Origin of the sequence: Rhizobium sp. Nf11,1 (assembly GCF_050587665.1) — a bacterium.
GTDB lineage: Bacteria > Pseudomonadota > Alphaproteobacteria > Rhizobiales > Rhizobiaceae > Rhizobium.
In genome coordinates this window covers 60,757-79,555 of record NZ_JBOBHU010000004.1, presented here as the reverse complement: position 1 = coordinate 79,555, position 18,799 = coordinate 60,757, and the positions used below count along the sequence as shown (strand labels likewise).

The window sequence follows — 18,799 nt, the reverse complement described above, 5'->3', positions numbered from 1 at the left end:
TTCAGCACTCCGGAATGTTTGCGTCAGTCATCGAGATTGCCGTCGCGCCAGACGAGATGACGTGTGCCCCGGGCAGGTTCTCGATTTCATCAGCGATGAAATAGGGCGGGATGTCGAGCGCGGTCAGGGCCGCGCGCGTTGCCGGCACCCATTTGAATTCGAGATGGTTGTCGCCATCTTCGACGCGATGGATGATCTCATGCGACTGAAAGGGAAATTCCGCCGGGATTTCCATCAGATAATAGAAGCCGAGTTCATGCCAGTCGCGTTGTTCGTAGTGGAAAAAGTTCTCGACGATCCAGAGCAGGCGCAAGACGGGCAGCTTGAGGCCAAGCTCCTCCATCATCTCGCGTTTCAGCGTTTCCTCCGACGTCTCGCCGATTTCCGCCCGACCGCCCGGAAAGGTCCAGAAGGGCTCGTGCACGGCGCGATGAACAAGCACGTGACCATCGCGAAAGCCGAGGCCGGCAATGCGGTAGTTGAAACGCGCAGCACCCTGAGTCAGGCGGATGGGAGTGCGCTTGCTCATGTCGTTCTTATCCGAGATCGATTACGACGATTTCCGGTGGTACGCCGAAGCGGACAGGAGCAATGGAGCAGCCGAGCCCACCGGAAACGATGATATTACGCCCCTCCTCGACGATATGGCCATAGGCGTAGCGATCGCCGTAGCGCGACGGGACAATCGGTGAACGACCGAAGAAGCGGATCTGTCCGCCATGGGTGTGACCCGAGAGCGTCACCGAGACGCGCTCGGGCACGCGGGGAAATATATCGGGCTCATGGGCAAGTAGGATGACGGGCGCGTCATCAGTGACCTGAGCCATCGTTCCATCGAGATCGTCGAGGCCGGTCATGCGCGTGCGCCCCCATTTCCTGCCCGGGAGCAGCGCCAGCTGATCTTCGAGCCCTGCGAGCCAGAAGCCGCGGCCATCCTTTTCGAGCCGGACGGCGCGGTTGCTGTAGACAGGGATGCCGACATCGGCAAGAGCCCGGTGCCCGAAGGTTTCCATCCCGCCGTTCTTCTGGGCGGTCCTGTCTTCCCACCAGTCGTGATTGCCCATGATTGCGTGGACGCCGAGTGGTGCCTGCAGTGCGGCCAGCGCCTTGGACCATTGGCTCGAATGCACGTACTGCGTCACCATGTTCATGCCCGAGGCGTAATCGCCGAGTAGGACGGTCACGTCGCCTTCGAGTTCATTGGCCCGGTGGCAGATCGAGGTAATGCGGTTTGCCGACATCCAGGGTTCGCAGGCGTGGATATCGGCGAGTGCGACAACGCGAAGCTTCAGCCCCGATGTCCATCCCGGCGGCGTCAGTCGGTAGCGGGCGATGCCGAGCCGCGCCAGCGGTTCATAGGCGAAGGCATAACCGCCGAGCGCCATGACGCCTGCGACACCCCCGCCAAGAACCTTGAAAAATCCGCGGCGGGTGATCACTCAGTCGTCCTCCTGGAACAGCCGGAACTGCGCAGCCTCCATCTCCTTGGGCGGTTGCATTCCCAGATGTTTCCACGCGATTGCGGTCAGAACGCGGCCGCGCGGCGTACGCTGAATGAAACCCTGCTGGATCATGTAGGGCTCGATAATGTCCTCGATCGCGTCGCGCGGTTCCGAAAGGCCGGCGGCGATGGTTTCGATACCGACCGGTCCGCCGCCGAAATTGACTGCGATCATGTTGAGGTAACGTTTGTCGAGCTGGTCGAAACCGACATTGTCGACCAGCAGGCGGGTCAGCGCTTCGTCGGCGATCTCGCGGGTGACGGCCTCGGCCCTTGCCACTTCGGCGAAATCACGCACGCGCCGCAGCAGCCGGCCCGCAATGCGCGGCGTGCCGCGGGCCCGCCTGGCGATCTCGCGGGCGCCTTCTTCGGTCATCGGCAGGTTCATCAGCCGCGCGCCGCGGCGCACGATCAGCTCCAGTTCCTCGACGGTATAGAAGCTGAGCCGTACCGGGATGCCGAAACGATCGCGCAGCGGTGTCGTCAGCAGGCCGAGGCGGGTAGTGGCGGCGACAAGCGTGAATTTCGAGAGGTCGATCTTCACCGAGCGAGCGGCAGGGCCTTCACCGATGATCAGGTCGAGTTGGAAATCCTCCATAGCGGGATAGAGGATTTCTTCGACCGCGGGGTTGAGGCGATGGATCTCGTCGATGAAGAGCACGTCGCGCTCCTCGAGGTTGGTAAGCAGGGCGGCGAGATCGCCGGCCTTGGCGATGACAGGACCGGATGTCGATCGGAAGTTGACACCGAGCTCCTTCGCCATGATCTGCGCCAGCGTCGTCTTGCCGAGGCCGGGCGGGCCGACGAACAGCACATGATCCAGTGCCTCGCCGCGGTTCTTCGCCGCCTCGATGAAGATCTTGAGATTGGCGCGCGCCTCAGCCTGGCCGGTGAACTCGTCCAGCGATTGCGGGCGTAGGGTGACATCAAGGTCTTCACCCCGCTTTTCCGGCGATATCAGGCGGGCGGGCTCGCTCATGCTCTCATTCCGTTTTGAAACCTGTTACAGCAATACACCAAAAGTCGGCTGCCTCGACATCCATTCCTAGGTTTTCCGGTCGTCACCGTGCCAGTTCTTTCAATCCGAGCCTGATCAGCTTGGCGCTGTCTGCGCCTTCGCCAGCCGTTTTCAATGCCGAGGCGACGGCATTCGCAGCCTGATCTCTGCTGTAGCCGAGGTTGGTTAGCGCGGAAACCGCATCGGCAACGGGTGCGGCGGCAACGCCTTCGCCGAGTTCCTGTTTGAGGGCGATATTGATCGCCTCGCCGGCATAGGCCGGCGCCCGATTCTTCAGTTCGGTGACGAGACGCATCGCCACTTTCGGGCCGACGCCCGGTGCGCGCGAGACGGCGGCGCGGTCCTGCAGGGCGATCGCATTGGCAAGCTCGCCCGGCGTCAGCGTCGAGAGCACGGCGAGCGCCACCTTGGCGCCGACGCCCTGGACGCTCTGCAGCAGGTTGAACCATTCCCGCTCCAGTGCGGTCATGAAGCCGAAGAGCTTCAGCTGATCCTCGCGAACATAAGTCTCTATGAACAGTACGCAGGCCTCGCCGGCCGAGCCGAGCTTCGACAGCGTTCGGGCCGAGCAATAGGCGACGTAGCAGACGCCGTGCACATCGACGAGCACGTAGTCTTCGCCGATCTCGTCTATAGTGCCTTTCAGCTTGCCGATCATGGGTCGCGGTCTCTCAAGGGTGCGTTTCGGGAGAAATGATGTCCAATTCCGGGAAATAGGAGCGGTAGCGCGCGCCATCGCGCGTCAGAAGACGATGCGATCGAACGACGGCGTGCGCACCGATGAAAAAATCCGGCAGGGTGCGCTCGCGCAGGCCGCCGCTCCTCCGGTACTGTGCGTGCGCCATGCCGGCCCGATAAGCGGCGGAAAACGGCAGGGCCTCGCGGATCAGGTTTAACCGTGACAGCAGAAACGCAAGCGTTTCCTCGCGCGGGGTCATGCTTGCCAGCTCCGCCCAGACGACGGGTGTCATGATGAATTGTGAATCCGGGCGCAATGCGCTCAAGGCACGTGCGGACCATTGACTGAAAGGATTGTCCGGGCCGAAGATATCGATGAAGATGTTCGTATCAACCAGGACCGAGATCATCGCGTGGTCCCCTCAGCCATTCCATGAACTCATCGGTCGTCATGCCGTTGGTGTCGAAAGTGCCGCTCATGCTGCCGAGCCAGGATTCAAAATCGTCCTGCGATGATTCCGTGCGGCTGGACAGAACGACTAGGCGGGCGCCCTTTTCATCAGCAATGAAATCAACCTCGGATCCCGGGCCGATCTTCAAGCGATCCCTGATGTCCTTGGGAATGGTCACCTGGCCTTTTTCGGTCACTCGCATGGTAATACCTCCGCGGTATTACTTATCATGGGAAAAGAACAGGTCAAGAACGAATTATCCGGCCAGCGCTTGACGCATCCGGTGGCCGCCGCGATTGTGAGCATGACAAATTGCGATCGCCAAGGCGTCGGCGGCGTCATTACCTTTGAATTCGACCTTCGGCATCAGGATCTTCAACATCATGTGAATCTGCTGCTTTTCGCCGTGACCGACACCGATGACCGCCTTCTTCACCGCGTTCGGGGCATATTCGGAAACCCGCAATCCAGCGCGCGCCGGCACTAGCATGGCGATGCCGCGGGCCTGGCCGAGCTTCAGGGTCGCCACCGCGTCCTTGTTGACGAAGGTTTGTTCGACGGCGGCTTCATCTGGCTGGTAGCTATGGACGATGTCGGCCAACCCATCATGCAACTGGCAGAGGCGGGAGGCGAGATCCATCTCGCCATCTGAGGTCACCGTCCCTGAGGCCACGAATTTCAGAGAATTGCCTAATGTGTCGATGATTCCCCAGCCAGTGCGGCGAAGACCGGGATCGATACCGATGACGCGAATCGTATTTTGCATGGTTCAACCTATAGCGATTGCAAAATAAGTGCCATCGATATGTGAACAAAACAAAAACATCGTTGTTTTCGGATGCGCCATTTACCGCGAATTAAAAGAGATGCCTGAATTCTTGTTTGTCGAATGTGCGTGGGGCTTCGTTCCGCAAGAATAAGCCCCCGATATTCTGTTGAGGTCAGCCGGCCGCGCGCCCAGGCTGGCAGGCGCCGTTCAGAGGGTTCATCGTATATGGCTCAGAGATTTCAATCCCTGTCCTTCAAGGTCATTGCCACATTCATCCTGATGACCGTGCTGTCGATCGCCGTCATCGATGTGCTCGCCTATTTCGCCAGCAGCCGCATCTCCGACGAGCAGGCGCTGAAGGCCAAGGAGAGCGTGCTGATCTTCCGTGGCGACATGCTGCAGGACCAACTGGTGCAGCTCGAGAACCAAGCCAATTCCATCGCGCGCATCGAGGCGCTGCAGATGTCGATCACCAGCTTGAAGAGCGGCTGGAAGACAATCCAGAAGACTTCGGGGGATGCCCGCGCCGAGCTGAAGAAGGTTTTTGTCACGGGCAATCCCAACCCGGCAGACCAGCGCGAGAAGCTGATGAAGCCGGAAGGGCCGAGCGGGTTCTATTATTCAAACCATGAGCAGACGCAGGGCGAAGTTGCCCGTGACCTCGAAAACACCGCTTTCAGCGATCTGCTGATCGCCGATCTCGATGGTAGCGTACTCTATTCCTACAAGAAGGACGACGACTTCGCGGAGAATCTGAAGTCGGACGCCTGGAAGACAACCGGCGCCGGCGTCGCTTTCGCCAAGGCGATCGAGAATACCGCCAAGGCGACGGATGACGCCGCACCGACGGGCTTCTCCGGCCTCCGTGTCGATGCGGCAAGCGGCAAGCCCGCGATCTTCTATGCCGTGCCGATCGTCAAGCTCGGAGCGGCCAAGGGCATTATCCTGTTCAAAGTGCGCGACGACATCATCTCGAGCATCCTTGCCAAGGGCATCGTCCAGGGCAGCACCGCGCGGGCTGCGATCGTCTCCAGCGATGGCTCCGCTATCGCTCTCGATGCCGGCGGCAAGCTTGCGACGCTCGATGCCACCCCCTTCACCTTCATCAAGGACGCGCTTGCCAGCTCCGCGATGACCGTGGCCGATTTCGACAGGGCGGATGGCGCGGCCCGTGCCTATGTCCGCGGCGTCGACTATCGTGGCGACCGCTTTCTCGTGGTCGAGAGCGTGCTGCTCAGCGAGCTCAATGCCGGCTCGATCGAAATCGCCACTTTGCTGACGATGATTGGCTTGGGTGTGCTCGTCGTCATGGCGGTCGCAACCGGACTCGTCACGAATTTCCTGTTTTCGCCGCTGGCGCGGCTTGCCGGCGTCACCCGCGATGTCGCCGACGGCAAGCTCGACAGCGAGATCGGCAGCCTGAACCGCAAGGACGAGATCGGCACGATGGCCAATGCGCTTGCCCGTTTCCGCCAATCGCTGATCGACAGCCGTAAGCTCGAAGCCGCGAGCGAAGAGACGCGCCTGCAGGCCGAGCAGGAGCGCCAGCGGAATTTCGCAGAACGGGAGGTCGAGGCGAAGTCGCTGCAGCAGGTGGTGGAGGCGCTCGACGAGGGTCTGCATCATCTGGCAAGCGGCGATCTCGCCTACCAGATCGACACCCGCTTCCCGATCGAGCTCGAAAGCCTGCGCGTCAATTTCAACGAGGCGCTCGCAACGCTCAGCGAAACTATGACGGCGATCGGCGGCAACTCGATGGCGGTGCGTGCCGGCTCCGAGGAGATGCGCACCGGCGCCGACGAGCTTGCCGGGCGCACCGAACGTCAGGCCGGCTCGATCACCGAGACGGCGAATGCGATCAGCGCCATTACCCAGTCCGTTCGCCGTCAGATCGAGCGGGCAGAACAGGCTGAGCGTATCGCCCGAGACGCCAAGAAGGAGACGACCGGCTCCGGCCAGATCATGCGTGAGACGATTGCGGCGATGGAGGCCATCCAGACTTCATCGCGCCAGATCAACACCATCATATCGGTTATCGACGACATCGCCTTCCAGACCAATCTTCTGGCGCTGAACGCTGGCGTTGAGGCGGCCCGCGCGGGGGAATCGGGCAAGGGCTTTGCCGTCGTCGCCATGGAAGTCCGGGAGCTCGCCCAGCGCTCATCGAGTGCGGCAAAGGAGATCTCCAGCCTGCTGCAGAAGTCCACGCATGAGGTCGAAAGCGGTGTCGCGCTGGTCGAGAAGGCCGGCGTTGCCCTTACCGGCATCGGCGCCCACGTAGAGGCGATCAACGGCCAGATCAACGAGATCATGGGTGCGACCCGCGACGAAGCCAATACGCTGCGCGAGATCAACAATGCAGTGGCCGAACTCGACGCGATGACGCAGCAGAACGCCTCAATGGTCGAGGAGACAACGGCGGCGATCCACCGCCTGGCGACGGAAGCTCTGGAAATGGACCGCCAACTCGGCAATTTCACGCTGCCGCAGGGGCACCACAGACCGAGCGCCGAGGTGCATGTGTTGCGCCGTCACCGGTGAGGCATCGCTTCCAATATTCGACCAGAGCCGCCTTCGCGCGGCCCTTTGTTTGCGTGCATGGTTTGGAATGGGGCGGGCGCCAACCTACATAGACGGGATCCTTCAACTGCCCGGCGGGTTTCCATGGTTCCCTTCTCCATACTCGACCTTTCTCCCATTGCCGAAGGCCGCACCGTGCGCCAGTCGCTCGAAAGCTCTGCGCGGATGGCTCAGAAGGCTGAAGAGTTCGGTTACAAGCGCTTCTGGCTAGCCGAGCATCATGGCATGCCGGGCATCGCCAGTGCTGCGACCGCCGTTGTCATCGGCCATGTCGGGGCTGCGACAAAACGCATCCGCATCGGCTCCGGCGGCATCATGCTGCCCAATCATTCGCCGCTCGTCATCGCCGAGCAGTTCGGCACGCTGGAGGCGCTCTTTCCCGGCCGCATCGATCTCGGCCTGGGACGGGCGCCGGGAACGGACATGCGCACGGCACAGGCGTTGCGGCGCAACCTCGATGCCGGCGCGAACAGCTTCCCGAATGACGTGGTGGAATTGCAGCAGCTTCTCGGCACGCCGCTCAAGAACCAGGCGATCCTTGCGGTGCCCGGCAATGGTTCGCATATCCCGATCTGGCTGCTCGGCTCCAGCCTCTACAGCGCCCAGCTTGCTGCGATGCTCGGGCTTCCCTATGCCTTCGCCTCGCATTTTGCCCCTGATATGCTGCTCGACGCCATCGCAATCTATCGCGACCGCTTCCAGGCCTCGGCGGCGCTCGACAAGCCCTATGTAATGGTCGGCGTCATGGGCGCTATGGCGGCGACGGACGAGGAGGCGCGCTACCATTTCACTTCCGCCCAGCAGCAGTTCGTCAACCTACGCCGCAATGTCCGCGGCCCGTTCCCGCGCCCTGTCACCGATATGGAGAGCTTCTGGTCGCCGATGGAGAAGATGAACGTCGAACACACGCTGCGTTATGCCGTGGTGGGCTCGCCGGCGACGGCTGAGGCGAAACTGGCGGAGTTTCTCAAGGAAACGAAGGCCGACGAGGTGATCATCTCGATGCCGATCCATGATATCGAGGCGCGGCTGAAGTCGGTGGAATTATTCGCAGGCCTTGGGAACTTCATGCGGGCGGCCGCTTAAGATTTTCCGAGCAGTCGCCAGAAATGGAAAAACCCGGCGCCAAGGCCGGGTTCCGATTGTTGAGCGGCTCAAGCTGAAAGCTTCGCCAGAACCTCTTCCGAGACCTCGAAGTTGGAATAGACGTTCTGCACGTCGTCGTCGTCTTCGAGCGAGTCGATGAGCTTCATCAGCGACTGTGCTTTTTCCTCGTCCACTGGCACGTTGTTCTGGGCGCGCCAGACAGCCTTGACGGTTTCGGCTTCGCCGAGGCTTGCCTCCAGGGCTTTCGACACTTCGCCAAGGGCTTCGAAAGCGCAGGTGATGTAATGGCCCTCTTCGTCGGTCTCGACGTCATCAGCGCCGGCTTCGATCGCGGCTTCCATTACCTTGTCGGCGTCGCCTGCGGAAAGTTTGTAGGTGATTTCGCCGACATGATCGAACGAGAAGGAAACGGAACCGGTTTCTCCGAGGGCGCCGCCTGCCTTCGTGAAGATCGAGCGGACGTTGGAGGCGGTGCGGTTGCGGTTGTCGGTCAGGGCTTCGACAATGATCGCCGTGCCGCCCGGACCATAACCCTCGTAGCGGACTTCATCATAGTTTTCGCTGTCGGCGCCAGCTGCCTTCTTGATAGCGCGGTCGATGTTGTCCTTCGGCATGGACTGGGCCTTGGCGTTCTGGATTGCCAGGCGAAGACGGGCGTTCATCGTCGGGTCGGGCAGGCCGGCCTTGGCGGCAACGGTGATTTCGCGCGCAAGCTTGGAGAACATTTTCGACCGCACGGCATCCTGACGGCCTTTGCGGTGCATGATGTTTTTAAACTGTGAATGGCCAGCCATGGCACCCCTGTTCACGTCTCATTGTTCGGAATGGGCCGCCTTATAAGAGCGAAACGGCAGCCGTTCAAGGGGAAAGCAGTTCGGAACAAAGGCGAAAGGATGACGTTTCAACCGAACTCCACCCAACGGAAAGGAACGGTCATGGCAAGTCTCAGCGAGGCGCGGGAACAACCAGCACGTCAGCTTTGGGATCAGGTCAACGGTGTTCATGCCGGCATGCTCGGAATTTCCGGGCTTGATATGCACATGCAGCCGATGGCGCCGCATGCCGATCCCACCACCAACACGATCTGGTTTTACACCAAGACCGACGCCGACATCGTGCGGGCCATCAAGCCCGGCAGCCGCGCGCATTTCTGCGTCATCGGCAAGGATCACGATTATCACGCCTGCCTTTCCGGCGTCATCGAGGTACGCCCCGACCCGTCCAAGATCGAGGAATATTGGAGTTCGATGGTGGCGGCCTGGTATGACGGCGGCAAGAAAGACCCGAAACTCACCATGCTTTCCCTGCATGTCGATGATGCCGAGATCTGGGTTTCGACAGGCAGCACGCTAAAATTCGGTTGGGAGATCGCCAAGGCCAATCTCGACGACGACAAAATGCCCGAGGTCGGCGTCAAACGCCACCTACAATTTGCTTGATCAGCGAGGTTTGGAGGGGCCCGCCGGGCTTTTACTGCACGCCCTTCATCACATAGATCAGCGGCTTCCTGGGAAGCGTGCGCATGGAAACGGTGAGGCTGTCATCAGGCGCATAAGTGATATCGAAGTCCTTTCCGAACATGGAGACGAAGGCATTGACCGGCGGGCCACGGCGGTGCATCGGCAGGATCAGCGACGAGCGTAGCCGCTTGATGACGCGGCTCATGCTGTCGGCACCCATGGTCAGGCCGCCGTCGACGGGCACCATGACGACGTCAAGGCGGCCGATTTCGGTATAATGGCTATCAGTCAGCTCGTAGTGCAGATGGCCGAGATGGCCGATGCAGAGACCGGCAATCTCGAAGATGAAAATCGAGTTTCCATCCTCCTGCGACCCGCCGATGCCGTAGCTGAAGCGGATATCGGTCGTGACGTTGCGGATATAGGCATCGCCGACGACGAGATTGATGCTGGCCTTCTCGCCCGGCACGTCGCTCCAGCCGTGGAGCACATGCTTGATGTCGGGCTCAGGCGTCAGGGTGAAGTGGGTCGTATGAGCCTTGTTCATCGTGACGACATCGGGGGTCGTCGCCGGCTTGTACCAGCCATTATAATCCGTCGCGATAATGATGCCGCCGGGTGTCTCGATTTCGAAGGTGGAATGGCCGAGATAGGTGAATCTAACATTCTCGCCTTCGGATACAGCCGGCATCGGCGCCGGGGCGACGGAGAAACTGGCGAAGGTCGCCTTGGGCATATTCTCGGCGATCACGTGGCATTGGCTGGCTCGCCGGCGCTGCTCCTGTGCCTCGGCGGGATCTGATGCGGCGAAGGCCGTCAGGCATGTGATAGCGAGGATAAGATAATGCGGCCTCATGCCACCTCCTCCGGCGCTTTCATTGAGCGGCGGAGGATGCGTCATGAGGTCGCAGCGGTCCAGAGCCGCGATGCTCACAATTGCGTGTTGGAGCGGCTGGATTACCGCCAGAACTCCGGCACCGTTTCGGCCAAACGCGGCCCGAGCCGAAGCGGCGCGATCTTTTCGGCCAGTCCGGTGGCATCGGAAATCTCGACGCCGACGCCGCAGATCGTCGCCGGGCCGCTTGCCGCTTCCATGCGACCCTTCGGCATCTTGGAGATGAAGCGGTTGAGTGGCTCCTCCTTGTCCATGCCGAGGGAGGAGTCGTAGTCGCCGCACATGCCGGCATCCGACATATAGGCGGTGCCGCCGTTCAGGATCTGCGCATCGGCGGTCGGCACATGGGTGTGGGTGCCGACGACGAAACTGGCGCGGCCGTCGACGAAATGGCCGAAGCATTGCTTCTCGCTGGTCGCTTCTGCATGGAAATCGAAGACGATTGCATCGGCCTGCTCTTTCAGCGGGCAGGCATCGAGGATCGCTTCCGCCGATTTGAAGGGGTCGTCGAGTTCCGGATGCATGAAGACGCGGCCCATGACATTGGCAACGAGCACGCGCGCACCGTTCCTGGCATAGAAAAGGCCGGAGCCGCGCCCGGGCGTGCCTTGCGGATAGTTGGCCGGCCGCAGGAATTGATCGTGCCGCCCGGCAAAGGCGACGGCTTCCTTCTGGTCCCAGACGTGATTGCCGGTCGTCACCACATCGGCGCCGGCATTGATCGTTTCGAGAAAGATGTCCTCGGTGATGCCGAAGCCGCCGGCGGCATTCTCGCCGTTGACGACGACAAAGTCGAGCCTGAGGTCGGAGATCAGGCCGGGGAGGCGGTCCCAGACCGCCGTGCGTCCCGTCTTGCCGACCATGTCACCCAAAAAAAGCAGACGCATTCCCTATCCAATCCAAGAAGCAAAAAAGCGAAGGCCGCTTTCTGTCAGGATGGCATCCAGGCTTATGTCATGCGGCTCGTCGGGCACATGTGCCACTTCCTGGCAGTCGAATGCAATGCCGATCAGCTTGGGGTGCAGGCCTTTCTCTCTGAGCCGGCTGATGGCGCGGTCGTAGTGGCCGGCGCCGTAGCCGATGCGGTGGCCTCTGACATCGAAAGCCGAAAGCGGCACCAGCATGATCTCGGGATCGAGGACGGCGGCATGCTCGGTTGGGCCGACCGTGCCGAAACCGGTAGCGACAAGCGGTGCGCCTTCCGCCAATTCGCGAAAGACGATGGTCTGCTTGTCGAGGATCGCCGGCACGCAGAGCCGCGCGCCGCGTGCTGCAAAGCGCGACATCAGCGGCCTAAGATCGGCCTCCGACCGGATCGGCAGGAAGCCGGAGATGATGGTGCCCGCCTCGAAGGCGACCGCCTCGCCGGCGTGATCGGCCATTGCAAGGCTTTTGGAGATGCGCTCTTCAGGAGCGATGGCGTCGCGGGCGGCCAGCCGTTCGTTGCGCAGCTGCGCTTTCAGTTCTTTTGCGGTCATTCGATCTGCCGAATTGAGAGGTCTAACCGAGCATAGCCGGCTGGAGACCCGATGCAAATGCCGGCTGCGACAGGGCTGCACCCGTTTCACGTCGTATCACCCTGCGGTTACCGATCGTCAGACGAGGATGCCTATCGATACTGCGCAGATTCGTGCCGCGGCGACACCGGCAAGGCGGCCGCCAGCCACCGCATCGTTTCCTCGAACAGAGGAGTTCCACCTGGCAGCCAGCCGAGCGCACGGATTTTCGCCGTGTTCATCGGATTGAGGGCAGCCTTGTCGGCGGTGGCCGGCAAAGCGTGGGGACAGCTCGTTTCACGGCGGATAGCCGCGAGAATGTCGCGCGTGTCGACTGTTATGTCCGATATGTTGAAGACTTCGCCCGAGATGCGGGTGCTTTCCGTCTCCAGCATCAGCCGCACCGCGCGGCCGAGGTCGCGACCATGAACCTCCGTCCCGGCGCGAGCAGCGACCGGCCGGCCGGCGAGATAATCGGCGACGAGGCCATCCCATTTGTTCGGTGGGAGATCGCCATAGACACCAGTTGCCCTCAGGCTTACGCCGGCAAAACCCGGCGTCGAGAGATGGCTGAGCGCGCCTTCGGCGTCGAGTTTCACCTGGCCGTAGAGCGTCTCCGGTTTTGGAAGCATCGTTTCGACAAGCTCCGTTCCCGGCGGTTGATCGCCATAGGCAGCGCGGCTGGACAGGAAGACGCAACGGCGCGTGCCGGCGCGTTTGGCCGCTTCGAAGAGCCGGACGGTGCCGTCGAGGTTCAATCTGTGGAAGCTCTCGGGATCGTCGCCCTCGCCGCCGCGATATTTGCCGGGGACATGGCTGAAGGCGGCGTGCACGAAGAAGTAAGCGTCGTCGAAGACGTCGATCTGATCCTTATCGGGATCGAGGGAGAGTGCTGCGAACTCGACCGGGCGAGAGAAGAAACGCGGCAGCGGCGCCCGGCGCCCGCCGACAATCACCTGATAGCCGGCGGCCAACAGCTCCTCGACGACGTACCGGCCGACGAGACCCGTTCCCCCGGATACCAATACTTTCATGCCGTCCCTTCCGGATTTCCCAGCGCCGTGATCTGAGGCAAGTCGCCATGATCGTGTATATTGTGCCACAGGTCGATCAATGGTTGTAGTTGTTTTGCCTTTGGATGATCCTTTTCCCACGGTTTTTCATACTGATAGTGCACGATCGAAATGCTCTTCCAGTCCCAAAGCTCCGGCATGGTGAACCATACATATTGCAGCATGTTGAAATAGACCGGTAGGCCGTGCCATTCCGGGAAGAACGTCTGCAGAAAGGTCTGGTCGGTGCGTCGCCAGAAAGCCTCGGGCGTGTCGAGGCTTTCGAGCATTTTCCCGAATGTGTCATGCGACGGCGTGGCGACGAAGACGCCGGAATTCAAGCGGCGAAAGTCGGCGAGGCTTTCATAGACGTTTGGAGCGGCAGAAAATTCCGGATAGAGGAAGAGCCTGTCGACGTTCTTCAGCACCAGGGCGTCGGCATCGAGGAAGACGCAGCGATCATACTGCACCAGCTGCCAGAGCCTGAGCTTGCAGAAATTGTCGAGCGGCGAATGGAACTCCGGCTTGCGGCCTTTAGTGAAGGGGGCTGCAGAATGGAGATGGCCGCGGGCGTGGCGCTCGTTGAAGTCATCGGAGAGCGGCAGGTGCTCGACCTCAACGAGCTGGCAACCGAGCGCGTTCAGCGGAGCGAGGGCGGCCACATCGACGCCGCCGGTGTGCAGGACGACGATATCGGCATTGGTACCGGTCCGGCGCAGGGAGCGGGCGAGGGCGGTTGCGCCCATCGCATAATCAGCATTGGTGACCAGGGTGACGTAGGCGAAACGGCCGGGGATGGCGATCACTCTCGTCATATCGCCTTCGCTCATGACACGGACTTCAGCCGCTTGCCTTCCGGATCGTGATCGATGGTCGCGGCAATGTCTTTAGTCCAGGCGGAGACGGCCGGCACGCGAGAGCGGTCGACGCGATAGGCGAATTTCTTCGCCACGTCGACGATTTCGCCCAGCAGCCCGGCTTCCAGCGTGGTCGGTTCAAGGCCAAGGTCGAGGAACTTTTCGTTCCGGACGATCAGCTCGTTTTCGGCAGCCTCCTTGCGCGGGTTCGGCAGCCAGGCAATCTTGGCGCCGCTCATTCTGGCGATCATCTCGGCCAGGTCGCGCACCCGGTGGGTTTCCGTCATTTGATTGAAGATCTCGACGCGGGCGCCGCGGACGGGCGGGTTCTTCAGCGCCAGCTCGATGCAGCGCACCGAATCCTGGATGTGGATGAAGGCGCGGGTCTGGCCGCCGGTGCCGTGCACCGTCAGCGGATAAGCGATCGCTGCCTGAATGAGGAAACGGTTCAGCACCGTGCCGTAATCGCCGTCGTAATCGAAACGGTTGATCAGCTGCGCGTGGCGGCGCGTCTGCTCGGTATGCGTGCCCCAGACGATGCCTTGGTGCAGGTCGGTGATCCGCAAGCCGTCGTTCTTGGCGTAGAATTGGAAGAGAAGCTGATCCAGGCACTTGGTCATGTGGTAGATCGAGCCCGGATTGGAGGGGTAGAGAATCTCCTGGCTGACCGTTTCGCCATCCACGGTTTCAACGCCGACCGGCAGATAGCCTTCGGGGATGGCTGCACCGACCGTCGAATAGCCATAGACGCCCATGGTGCCGAGATGGATGAGGTGGGCGTCGAGATTGAGATCGGTCAGCGCGTTCAGGAGGTTGTGCGTGGCACTGACATTGTTGTTGACCGTGTAGTTCTTGTGGCGGTCGCTCTTCATCGAATAGGGCGCGGCCCGCTGTTCGGCAAAATGGATGATCGCGTCCGGCCGGTGTTCCGAAAGCCATTTCTTCAGAAGTTCGTAATCCCTAGCGAGATCGATCAGATTGAAGTGGATACGGCGTCCAGTTTGTGCGTGCCAGATGCGCGTGCGCTCCTGGATCGAATCCATCGGGGTGAGCGACTGAACGCCGAGTTCGGTGTCTATCCAGCGGCGCGAGAGATTGTCGAGGATATGGATGTCATGACCGGCATCGGAAAGGTGGAGCGAGGTGGGCCAACCAATGAAACCGTCTCCGCCCATAACCGCAATCTTCATCGCATCGTCTCCTGATCGGTCGCTATTATCGGGAATAGTTAGGAATTATGACAATCATTCAATGCCTGCCGGCGGCGCATTCCATGCCGGACGGGCCGGCATTCAATGCTTGCCTGCCGCCAAGCGTTGCGCCAAAGAGGGCACCTCACTTTGGAGAAAATTATGACCGAACGCCCTTTTTCCATTTCGGGAGAGCTGACGGATGCCGGACACCGCCTCGTCCAGCGGGTCTATTATGAAGATACGGATTTCTCCGGCCTCGTCTATCACGCCCGCTACCTGCATTTCCTCGAGCGCGGCCGCACCGATTATCTGCGCTGCCTCGGCGTCGAGCAGCGCGAGCTCGTCAGCGCCGATGAAGAAGGCCTCGTCTTCGTCGTCCACCGCATGGAGATCGACTTCAAGAGCCCCGCGCGCATGGATGACGTGCTGACGATCCTGACGCATACTGAAAAGGCCGGAGGCGCCAAGATGGTGCTCAACCAGCAGATCCGGTCGGGCGAAACTCTGCTGATTGCAGCCAAGGTGATCATCGCCGTCATCAACGCCAAGGGGCGGCCGCGACGGCTGCCGGAAACGCTGGCGGCAAAGTTCCTGGAAGGCAGCCGGCCGCTGTAGTTCCGAATCGGCCTTGTCAAAACTTGAACTTTATGTGAAGGAATTCCCGCGCCGCAGGATGAGCGCTCTTTCGGCAGCCGGACCATGCTCCGGTCAAGTAATCCATGGAACAAAACCTTCCGAACACAGGCTTGCTGTCATCGTCTGGCACTAACGATCTATTAACCATAATAGTGTCTTACTGGGAAAGTCGGAGTTTGTGCGGTGCACGCCTTCCTTTGACCAAATTTGACGGCAAGAAGGCGGAAGAAGAGCTTGGAAGCTTGACCAGGGCTTTGGGCGGCGGTCCCGGACACTTCTTGCGAGATCATTTTGTGCCGCCCGGTCCAGCGCCGGGCGTTTGGATTCGGGGATTTTGGATCAATGGAACAAGTAGGATTGGCAGCAGCCACGACGGACGTCAGCCTCTGGTCGCTTTTCATGCAGGCCGGCATCGTCGTCAAGCTCGTCATGCTCGGGCTCATCGCGGCCTCGGTCTGGACGTGGGCGATCGTAATCGACAAGTACCTGGCCTATGGCCGCGCAAGGCGCCAGTTCGACAAGTTCGAGCAGGTTTTCTGGTCGGGCCAGTCGCTGGAAGAACTCTATCGTTCGCTGTCCGAACGCAACAACACCGGCCTGGCGTCGATCTTCGTCGCAGCCATGCGCGAATGGAAGAAATCCTTCGAACGCGGCGCTCGCTCGCCGATCGGCCTGCAGATGCGTATCGACCGCGCCATGGACGTGACGCTCGCCCGTGAAACCGAATATCTCGGCGCCCGTTTGGGATCACTCGCCACCATCGGTTCAGCCGGCCCGTTCATCGGCCTCTTCGGCACGGTCGTCGGCATCATGACCTCGTTCCAGGCGATCGCCGGCTCGAAATCGACGAACCTCGCGGTGGTCGCACCCGGTATCGCTGAAGCATTGCTCGCCACCGCGATCGGCCTCGTCGCCGCTATTCCGGCCGTCATCGCCTACAACAAGTTCTCTGCCGATGCCGGGAAGCTCTCGGCGCGCATGGAGGGTTTCGCGGACGAATTCTCCGCCATCCTTTCGCGCCAGATCGACGAGAAGCTGCAGCCCCGCGCTGCCGCGCAGTAACCAACGGAGTATTCTCACATGGGTATGGCTGTTGGAGGCAATGGCGGCGGAGGCGGCGGACGCCGCCGTCGCGGCGGTCGGAACAAGGCCGTGATCTCCGAAATCAACGTGACGCCGCTCGTCGACGTCATGCTCGTGCTTTTGATCATCTTCATGGTCGCGGCGCCGATGATGACCGTCGGCGTGCCGATCGACCTGCCGGAAACGCAGGCCAAGGCGCTGAATTCCGAGACGCAGCCGATCACGATCTCGGTCAAGAACTCCGGCGAAGTCTACCTGCAGGAAACTCCGATCCCGGCCGCCGAGATCGCCGCCAAGCTCGAGGCGATCGCTACCACCGGCTACAATGAACGCATCTTCGTGCGCGGCGACGCGACGGCGCCTTATGGTGTCATCGCCGACGTGATGGCTCGCATCCAGGGGGCCGGTTTCAAGAATATCGGCCTCGTGACGCAGCAGAAGAAGGACCAATAGCGTTCAAGATGAAGACCAGCGTCGTCACATCTGCTGTTCTGCATTGCCTGGTGCTCACCTGGGCGATGGTGTCGCTGAGTGCGCCAGAATCCTTCAAGGTCGAGGATTTCGAGGCGATGCCGGTCGATCTCGTGCCGGTAGAATCGATCACCCAGATGCAGCAGGGCGACAAGAAAGCTCCGAAGAAGGAGACGTCCGCGCCCGTGCCGACGACACGGCCGCCGATCGCGCAGCCGTCTGAGAATGCCGGCGACAACAATGCCGACCTGAAGACGCCGCCGGTCCCGAACGCCAAGCCCAGCAACAGCGAAGCTGCGGCGGCGAATTCGAGCGAGAAGCCACTGCCGACGATCGATCCCAAGCCGAACGACGTCAAGGAAGTCAACAAGGAAGAGACCGAGGTCGAGCAGCCGAAGGAGGTTGCCTCCATTCCGCCGCCAAAGCCCGTCGAAGTGACGCCGCCGCCGAAGCCGGAGGAAAAGCCGCCGGAAGAGCAGGCCAAGCCGGAAGAGCCGCCGAAGCCGGATGCCGAGGCGTTGCCGGACAAGGTACCGACACCGGTCGTCAAGCCGCAGGTAAAGCCGCCTGAGCCCCAAAAAGCCGCCGAGAAGCCGCCTGAGAAGCCTGCGGACGAACCCAAGGCCGCCGACAAACCGACGGACAAGAAGAAGGCCGACAAGAAGCAGGAAGTGGCGAAATCGGCCTCGACGATGAAGAGCGATTTCAATGCCGATGAGATTTCGGCTCTGCTGAACAAGACCGATCCTTCCGCCGGCGGCGCCAAGCGCTCGACGCAGGAGGCGTCGCTCGGTGCGAAGAAGAGCAATGGCGGTTCAAAGCTCAGCCAGAGCGAAGAAGATGCTGTGCGGGGCTTGATCGAAGGGAACTGGCTTATCACGCCGGGGATGGAAGGCCTTTCCGGCATGGTCATCAAGGTGCATATGAAGCTCGATAGGGATGGCAACATTATCGGCCAGCCCGAAGTCGAGTCATCGGGCGGCAGCAGCAGCGATGCCACACGCCGTGCGTTGGAAGGCGGCGCATACAGAGCCGTCATGAAATCCGCACCCTTCTCGATGCTTCCGAAGGACAAGTATGACGCTTGGAATGAGTTCGACCTTAACTTCGATCCAAGCAGCATGGGAATCTAGATGCTGATGGACCTGTCCCATGGCAACAAGTCTATTGCAGCCGCCATCATGCTTGGAACGATTCTGGCTTGTGTGCCTGAAGCGTTGGCGCAACCGGTCGACGCGGCGATCTCTGATAACTCGGCCGCGGATTTGCAGCACGCAATCGCTTCCTCCTCCAAAGTTCCTGGGCAGGCGAGGGACGGCGGAGTCGTGATTACTATCCACCTGTGGCGTGATAAGAATGGTGCGATCGTTGGTTCACCCAAGGTAACAGCCTCGGGCGGCACCGAAGCTGCTCGGAAAAGCCTGTCGGCTGCGGCCCTCCACGCCGTCCGGCGTTCCGCGCCATTCACCATGCTCCCGAAAGAGAAATATGAATCCTGGAGGGAGGTCGTCCTGCACTTCGATTCCAGCGATCCGACTCCATAGATGCTGA

Annotated in this window: 21 protein-coding genes and 1 pseudogene; 8 read left to right on the top strand and 14 right to left on the bottom strand. The window is 61.0% G+C overall.

The genetic code is table 11. The annotated features are described in order from the left end of the window. Positions 1-23: 23 nt before the first annotated feature. The 7 genes and pseudogenes from ACQ7C1_RS08210 to ruvC form a co-directional block, all read right to left on the bottom strand. Positions 24-529, bottom strand: a pseudogene (locus ACQ7C1_RS08210) (NUDIX hydrolase). A 7-nt stretch (positions 530-536) separates the two neighbouring features. Then, on the bottom strand, positions 537-1,439 hold the full coding sequence (locus ACQ7C1_RS08205; RefSeq protein WP_097597318.1) for a metallophosphoesterase: 903 nt from the start codon (positions 1,437-1,439) through the stop codon (positions 537-539). Continuing rightward, positions 1,440-2,480, bottom strand: coding sequence for a Holliday junction branch migration DNA helicase RuvB (gene ruvB, locus ACQ7C1_RS08200; protein WP_064694410.1), 1,041 nt, complete (start codon positions 2,478-2,480; stop codon positions 1,440-1,442). It lies immediately after the preceding gene. Between the two features lie 82 nt (positions 2,481-2,562). Then, complete coding sequence (gene ruvA, locus ACQ7C1_RS08195) at positions 2,563-3,177, bottom strand: Holliday junction branch migration protein RuvA (protein WP_085779337.1); 615 nt, start codon at positions 3,175-3,177, stop codon at positions 2,563-2,565. Positions 3,178-3,190: 13 nt separating this feature from the next. Next, positions 3,191-3,607 (bottom strand): type II toxin-antitoxin system VapC family toxin, encoded by a 417-nt coding sequence (locus ACQ7C1_RS08190; protein WP_183698856.1) that lies wholly within the window; start codon positions 3,605-3,607, stop codon positions 3,191-3,193. Then, positions 3,588-3,851: an AbrB/MazE/SpoVT family DNA-binding domain-containing protein gene (locus ACQ7C1_RS08185; protein WP_430957931.1), complete on the bottom strand. Its 264-nt coding sequence runs from the start codon at positions 3,849-3,851 to the stop codon at positions 3,588-3,590. Before ACQ7C1_RS08185 ends, ACQ7C1_RS08190 begins: the two co-directional genes overlap by 20 nt. Positions 3,852-3,905: 54 nt before the next feature. Further along, positions 3,906-4,415, bottom strand: coding sequence for a crossover junction endodeoxyribonuclease RuvC (gene ruvC, locus ACQ7C1_RS08180; RefSeq protein WP_430957930.1), 510 nt, complete (start codon positions 4,413-4,415; stop codon positions 3,906-3,908). A 228-nt stretch (positions 4,416-4,643) separates the two neighbouring features. On the opposite strand from ruvC, the gene ACQ7C1_RS08175 reads away from it, so the two are divergent. Continuing rightward, positions 4,644-6,959: a methyl-accepting chemotaxis protein gene (locus tag ACQ7C1_RS08175; RefSeq protein ID WP_430957929.1), complete on the top strand. Its 2,316-nt coding sequence runs from the start codon at positions 4,644-4,646 to the stop codon at positions 6,957-6,959. Between the two features lie 123 nt (positions 6,960-7,082). After that, entirely contained in the window at positions 7,083-8,084 is a 1,002-nt protein-coding gene (locus tag ACQ7C1_RS08170) for an LLM class flavin-dependent oxidoreductase (RefSeq protein ID WP_430957928.1), read from the top strand. Between the two features lie 68 nt (positions 8,085-8,152). On the opposite strand, the gene ACQ7C1_RS08165 is transcribed toward ACQ7C1_RS08170, so the two are convergent. Continuing rightward, a complete protein-coding gene (locus ACQ7C1_RS08165) occupies positions 8,153-8,899 on the bottom strand; it encodes a YebC/PmpR family DNA-binding transcriptional regulator (RefSeq protein ID WP_085779331.1) in 747 nt (248 codons plus the stop codon). 141 nt (positions 8,900-9,040) lie between these two features. Here ACQ7C1_RS08165 and ACQ7C1_RS08160 point away from each other — a divergent pair, with 141 nt between their 5' ends. Beyond that, positions 9,041-9,544, top strand: coding sequence for a pyridoxamine 5'-phosphate oxidase family protein (locus tag ACQ7C1_RS08160; protein ID WP_097597327.1), 504 nt, complete (start codon positions 9,041-9,043; stop codon positions 9,542-9,544). Positions 9,545-9,575: 31 nt separating this feature from the next. Here ACQ7C1_RS08160 and ACQ7C1_RS08155 read toward each other — a convergent pair whose 3' ends face one another. From ACQ7C1_RS08155 to ACQ7C1_RS08130, 6 genes are all read right to left on the bottom strand, one after another. Continuing rightward, positions 9,576-10,421: an MBL fold metallo-hydrolase gene (locus tag ACQ7C1_RS08155; protein WP_430957927.1), complete on the bottom strand. Its 846-nt coding sequence runs from the start codon at positions 10,419-10,421 to the stop codon at positions 9,576-9,578. Positions 10,422-10,522: 101 nt separating this feature from the next. Continuing rightward, positions 10,523-11,347 (bottom strand): TIGR00282 family metallophosphoesterase, encoded by an 825-nt coding sequence (locus ACQ7C1_RS08150; protein ID WP_085779327.1) that lies wholly within the window; start codon positions 11,345-11,347, stop codon positions 10,523-10,525. A 3-nt stretch (positions 11,348-11,350) separates the two neighbouring features. Further along, the gene (locus ACQ7C1_RS08145; RefSeq protein WP_430957926.1) at positions 11,351-11,938 is read right to left on the bottom strand and encodes a 5-formyltetrahydrofolate cyclo-ligase; all 588 of its coding nucleotides are present in this window, start codon (positions 11,936-11,938) and stop codon (positions 11,351-11,353) included. Positions 11,939-12,069: 131 nt separating this feature from the next. Then, a complete protein-coding gene (locus tag ACQ7C1_RS08140; protein WP_430957925.1) occupies positions 12,070-12,990 on the bottom strand; it encodes an NAD-dependent epimerase/dehydratase family protein in 921 nt (306 codons plus the stop codon). Further along, positions 12,987-13,838, bottom strand: coding sequence for a glycosyltransferase (locus ACQ7C1_RS08135; RefSeq protein ID WP_430957924.1), 852 nt, complete (start codon positions 13,836-13,838; stop codon positions 12,987-12,989). Before ACQ7C1_RS08135 ends, ACQ7C1_RS08140 begins: the two co-directional genes overlap by 4 nt. Then, positions 13,835-15,055, bottom strand: coding sequence for an NAD-dependent epimerase/dehydratase family protein (locus ACQ7C1_RS08130; protein WP_430957923.1), 1,221 nt, complete (start codon positions 15,053-15,055; stop codon positions 13,835-13,837). The genes ACQ7C1_RS08135 and ACQ7C1_RS08130 overlap by 4 nt, the downstream gene beginning before the upstream one ends. 162 nt (positions 15,056-15,217) lie before the next feature. On the opposite strand from ACQ7C1_RS08130, the gene ybgC reads away from it, so the two are divergent. The 5 genes from ybgC to ACQ7C1_RS08105 all read left to right on the top strand — a co-directional run bounded on the left by ybgC (position 15,218) and on the right by ACQ7C1_RS08105 (position 18,792). Further along, a complete protein-coding gene (gene ybgC, locus ACQ7C1_RS08125; protein WP_430957922.1) occupies positions 15,218-15,673 on the top strand; it encodes a tol-pal system-associated acyl-CoA thioesterase in 456 nt (151 codons plus the stop codon). Between the two features lie 363 nt (positions 15,674-16,036). Further along, positions 16,037-16,756: a protein TolQ gene (tolQ, locus tag ACQ7C1_RS08120; protein WP_004671617.1), complete on the top strand. Its 720-nt coding sequence runs from the start codon at positions 16,037-16,039 to the stop codon at positions 16,754-16,756. A gap of 18 nt (positions 16,757-16,774) precedes the next feature. Beyond that, positions 16,775-17,230 (top strand): protein TolR, encoded by a 456-nt coding sequence (tolR, locus tag ACQ7C1_RS08115; RefSeq protein WP_008536277.1) that lies wholly within the window; start codon positions 16,775-16,777, stop codon positions 17,228-17,230. 8 nt (positions 17,231-17,238) lie between these two features. Then, positions 17,239-18,381 (top strand): hypothetical protein, encoded by a 1,143-nt coding sequence (locus ACQ7C1_RS08110; protein WP_430957921.1) that lies wholly within the window; start codon positions 17,239-17,241, stop codon positions 18,379-18,381. After that, entirely contained in the window at positions 18,382-18,792 is a 411-nt protein-coding gene (locus ACQ7C1_RS08105; RefSeq protein ID WP_430957920.1) for a hypothetical protein, read from the top strand. It begins immediately after the preceding gene. Positions 18,793-18,799 lie beyond the last annotated feature (7 nt).

What these genes read in the sequence shown, in the direction of transcription:
- ruvC (WP_430957930.1), bottom strand. Translation starts at nt 4,415, where the DNA reads ATGCAAAATACGATTCGCGTCATCGGTATCGATCCCGGTCTTCGCCGC.
- ACQ7C1_RS08165 (WP_085779331.1), bottom strand. Translation starts at nt 8,899, where the DNA reads ATGGCTGGCCATTCACAGTTTAAAAACATCATGCACCGCAAAGGCCGT.
- ACQ7C1_RS08175 (WP_430957929.1), top strand. Translation starts at nt 4,644, where the DNA reads ATGGCTCAGAGATTTCAATCCCTGTCCTTCAAGGTCATTGCCACATTC.
- ACQ7C1_RS08150 (WP_085779327.1), bottom strand. Translation starts at nt 11,347, where the DNA reads ATGCGTCTGCTTTTTTTGGGTGACATGGTCGGCAAGACGGGACGCACG.
- ACQ7C1_RS08185 (WP_430957931.1), bottom strand. Translation starts at nt 3,851, where the DNA reads ATGCGAGTGACCGAAAAAGGCCAGGTGACCATTCCCAAGGACATCAGG.
- ACQ7C1_RS08160 (WP_097597327.1), top strand. Translation starts at nt 9,041, where the DNA reads ATGGCAAGTCTCAGCGAGGCGCGGGAACAACCAGCACGTCAGCTTTGG.
- tolR (WP_008536277.1), top strand. Translation starts at nt 16,775, where the DNA reads ATGGGTATGGCTGTTGGAGGCAATGGCGGCGGAGGCGGCGGACGCCGC.
- ACQ7C1_RS08155 (WP_430957927.1), bottom strand. Translation starts at nt 10,421, where the DNA reads ATGAGGCCGCATTATCTTATCCTCGCTATCACATGCCTGACGGCCTTC.
- ACQ7C1_RS08145 (WP_430957926.1), bottom strand. Translation starts at nt 11,938, where the DNA reads ATGACCGCAAAAGAACTGAAAGCGCAGCTGCGCAACGAACGGCTGGCC.
- ACQ7C1_RS08130 (WP_430957923.1), bottom strand. Translation starts at nt 15,055, where the DNA reads ATGAAGATTGCGGTTATGGGCGGAGACGGTTTCATTGGTTGGCCCACC.
- ruvB (WP_064694410.1), bottom strand. Translation starts at nt 2,480, where the DNA reads ATGAGCGAGCCCGCCCGCCTGATATCGCCGGAAAAGCGGGGTGAAGAC.
- ACQ7C1_RS08140 (WP_430957925.1), bottom strand. Translation starts at nt 12,990, where the DNA reads ATGAAAGTATTGGTATCCGGGGGAACGGGTCTCGTCGGCCGGTACGTC.
- ruvA (WP_085779337.1), bottom strand. Translation starts at nt 3,177, where the DNA reads ATGATCGGCAAGCTGAAAGGCACTATAGACGAGATCGGCGAAGACTAC.
- ACQ7C1_RS08105 (WP_430957920.1), top strand. Translation starts at nt 18,382, where the DNA reads ATGCTGATGGACCTGTCCCATGGCAACAAGTCTATTGCAGCCGCCATC.
- ACQ7C1_RS08190 (WP_183698856.1), bottom strand. Translation starts at nt 3,607, where the DNA reads ATGATCTCGGTCCTGGTTGATACGAACATCTTCATCGATATCTTCGGC.
- ACQ7C1_RS08170 (WP_430957928.1), top strand. Translation starts at nt 7,083, where the DNA reads ATGGTTCCCTTCTCCATACTCGACCTTTCTCCCATTGCCGAAGGCCGC.
- tolQ (WP_004671617.1), top strand. Translation starts at nt 16,037, where the DNA reads ATGGAACAAGTAGGATTGGCAGCAGCCACGACGGACGTCAGCCTCTGG.
- ACQ7C1_RS08110 (WP_430957921.1), top strand. Translation starts at nt 17,239, where the DNA reads ATGAAGACCAGCGTCGTCACATCTGCTGTTCTGCATTGCCTGGTGCTC.
- ACQ7C1_RS08135 (WP_430957924.1), bottom strand. Translation starts at nt 13,838, where the DNA reads ATGAGCGAAGGCGATATGACGAGAGTGATCGCCATCCCCGGCCGTTTC.
- ybgC (WP_430957922.1), top strand. Translation starts at nt 15,218, where the DNA reads ATGACCGAACGCCCTTTTTCCATTTCGGGAGAGCTGACGGATGCCGGA.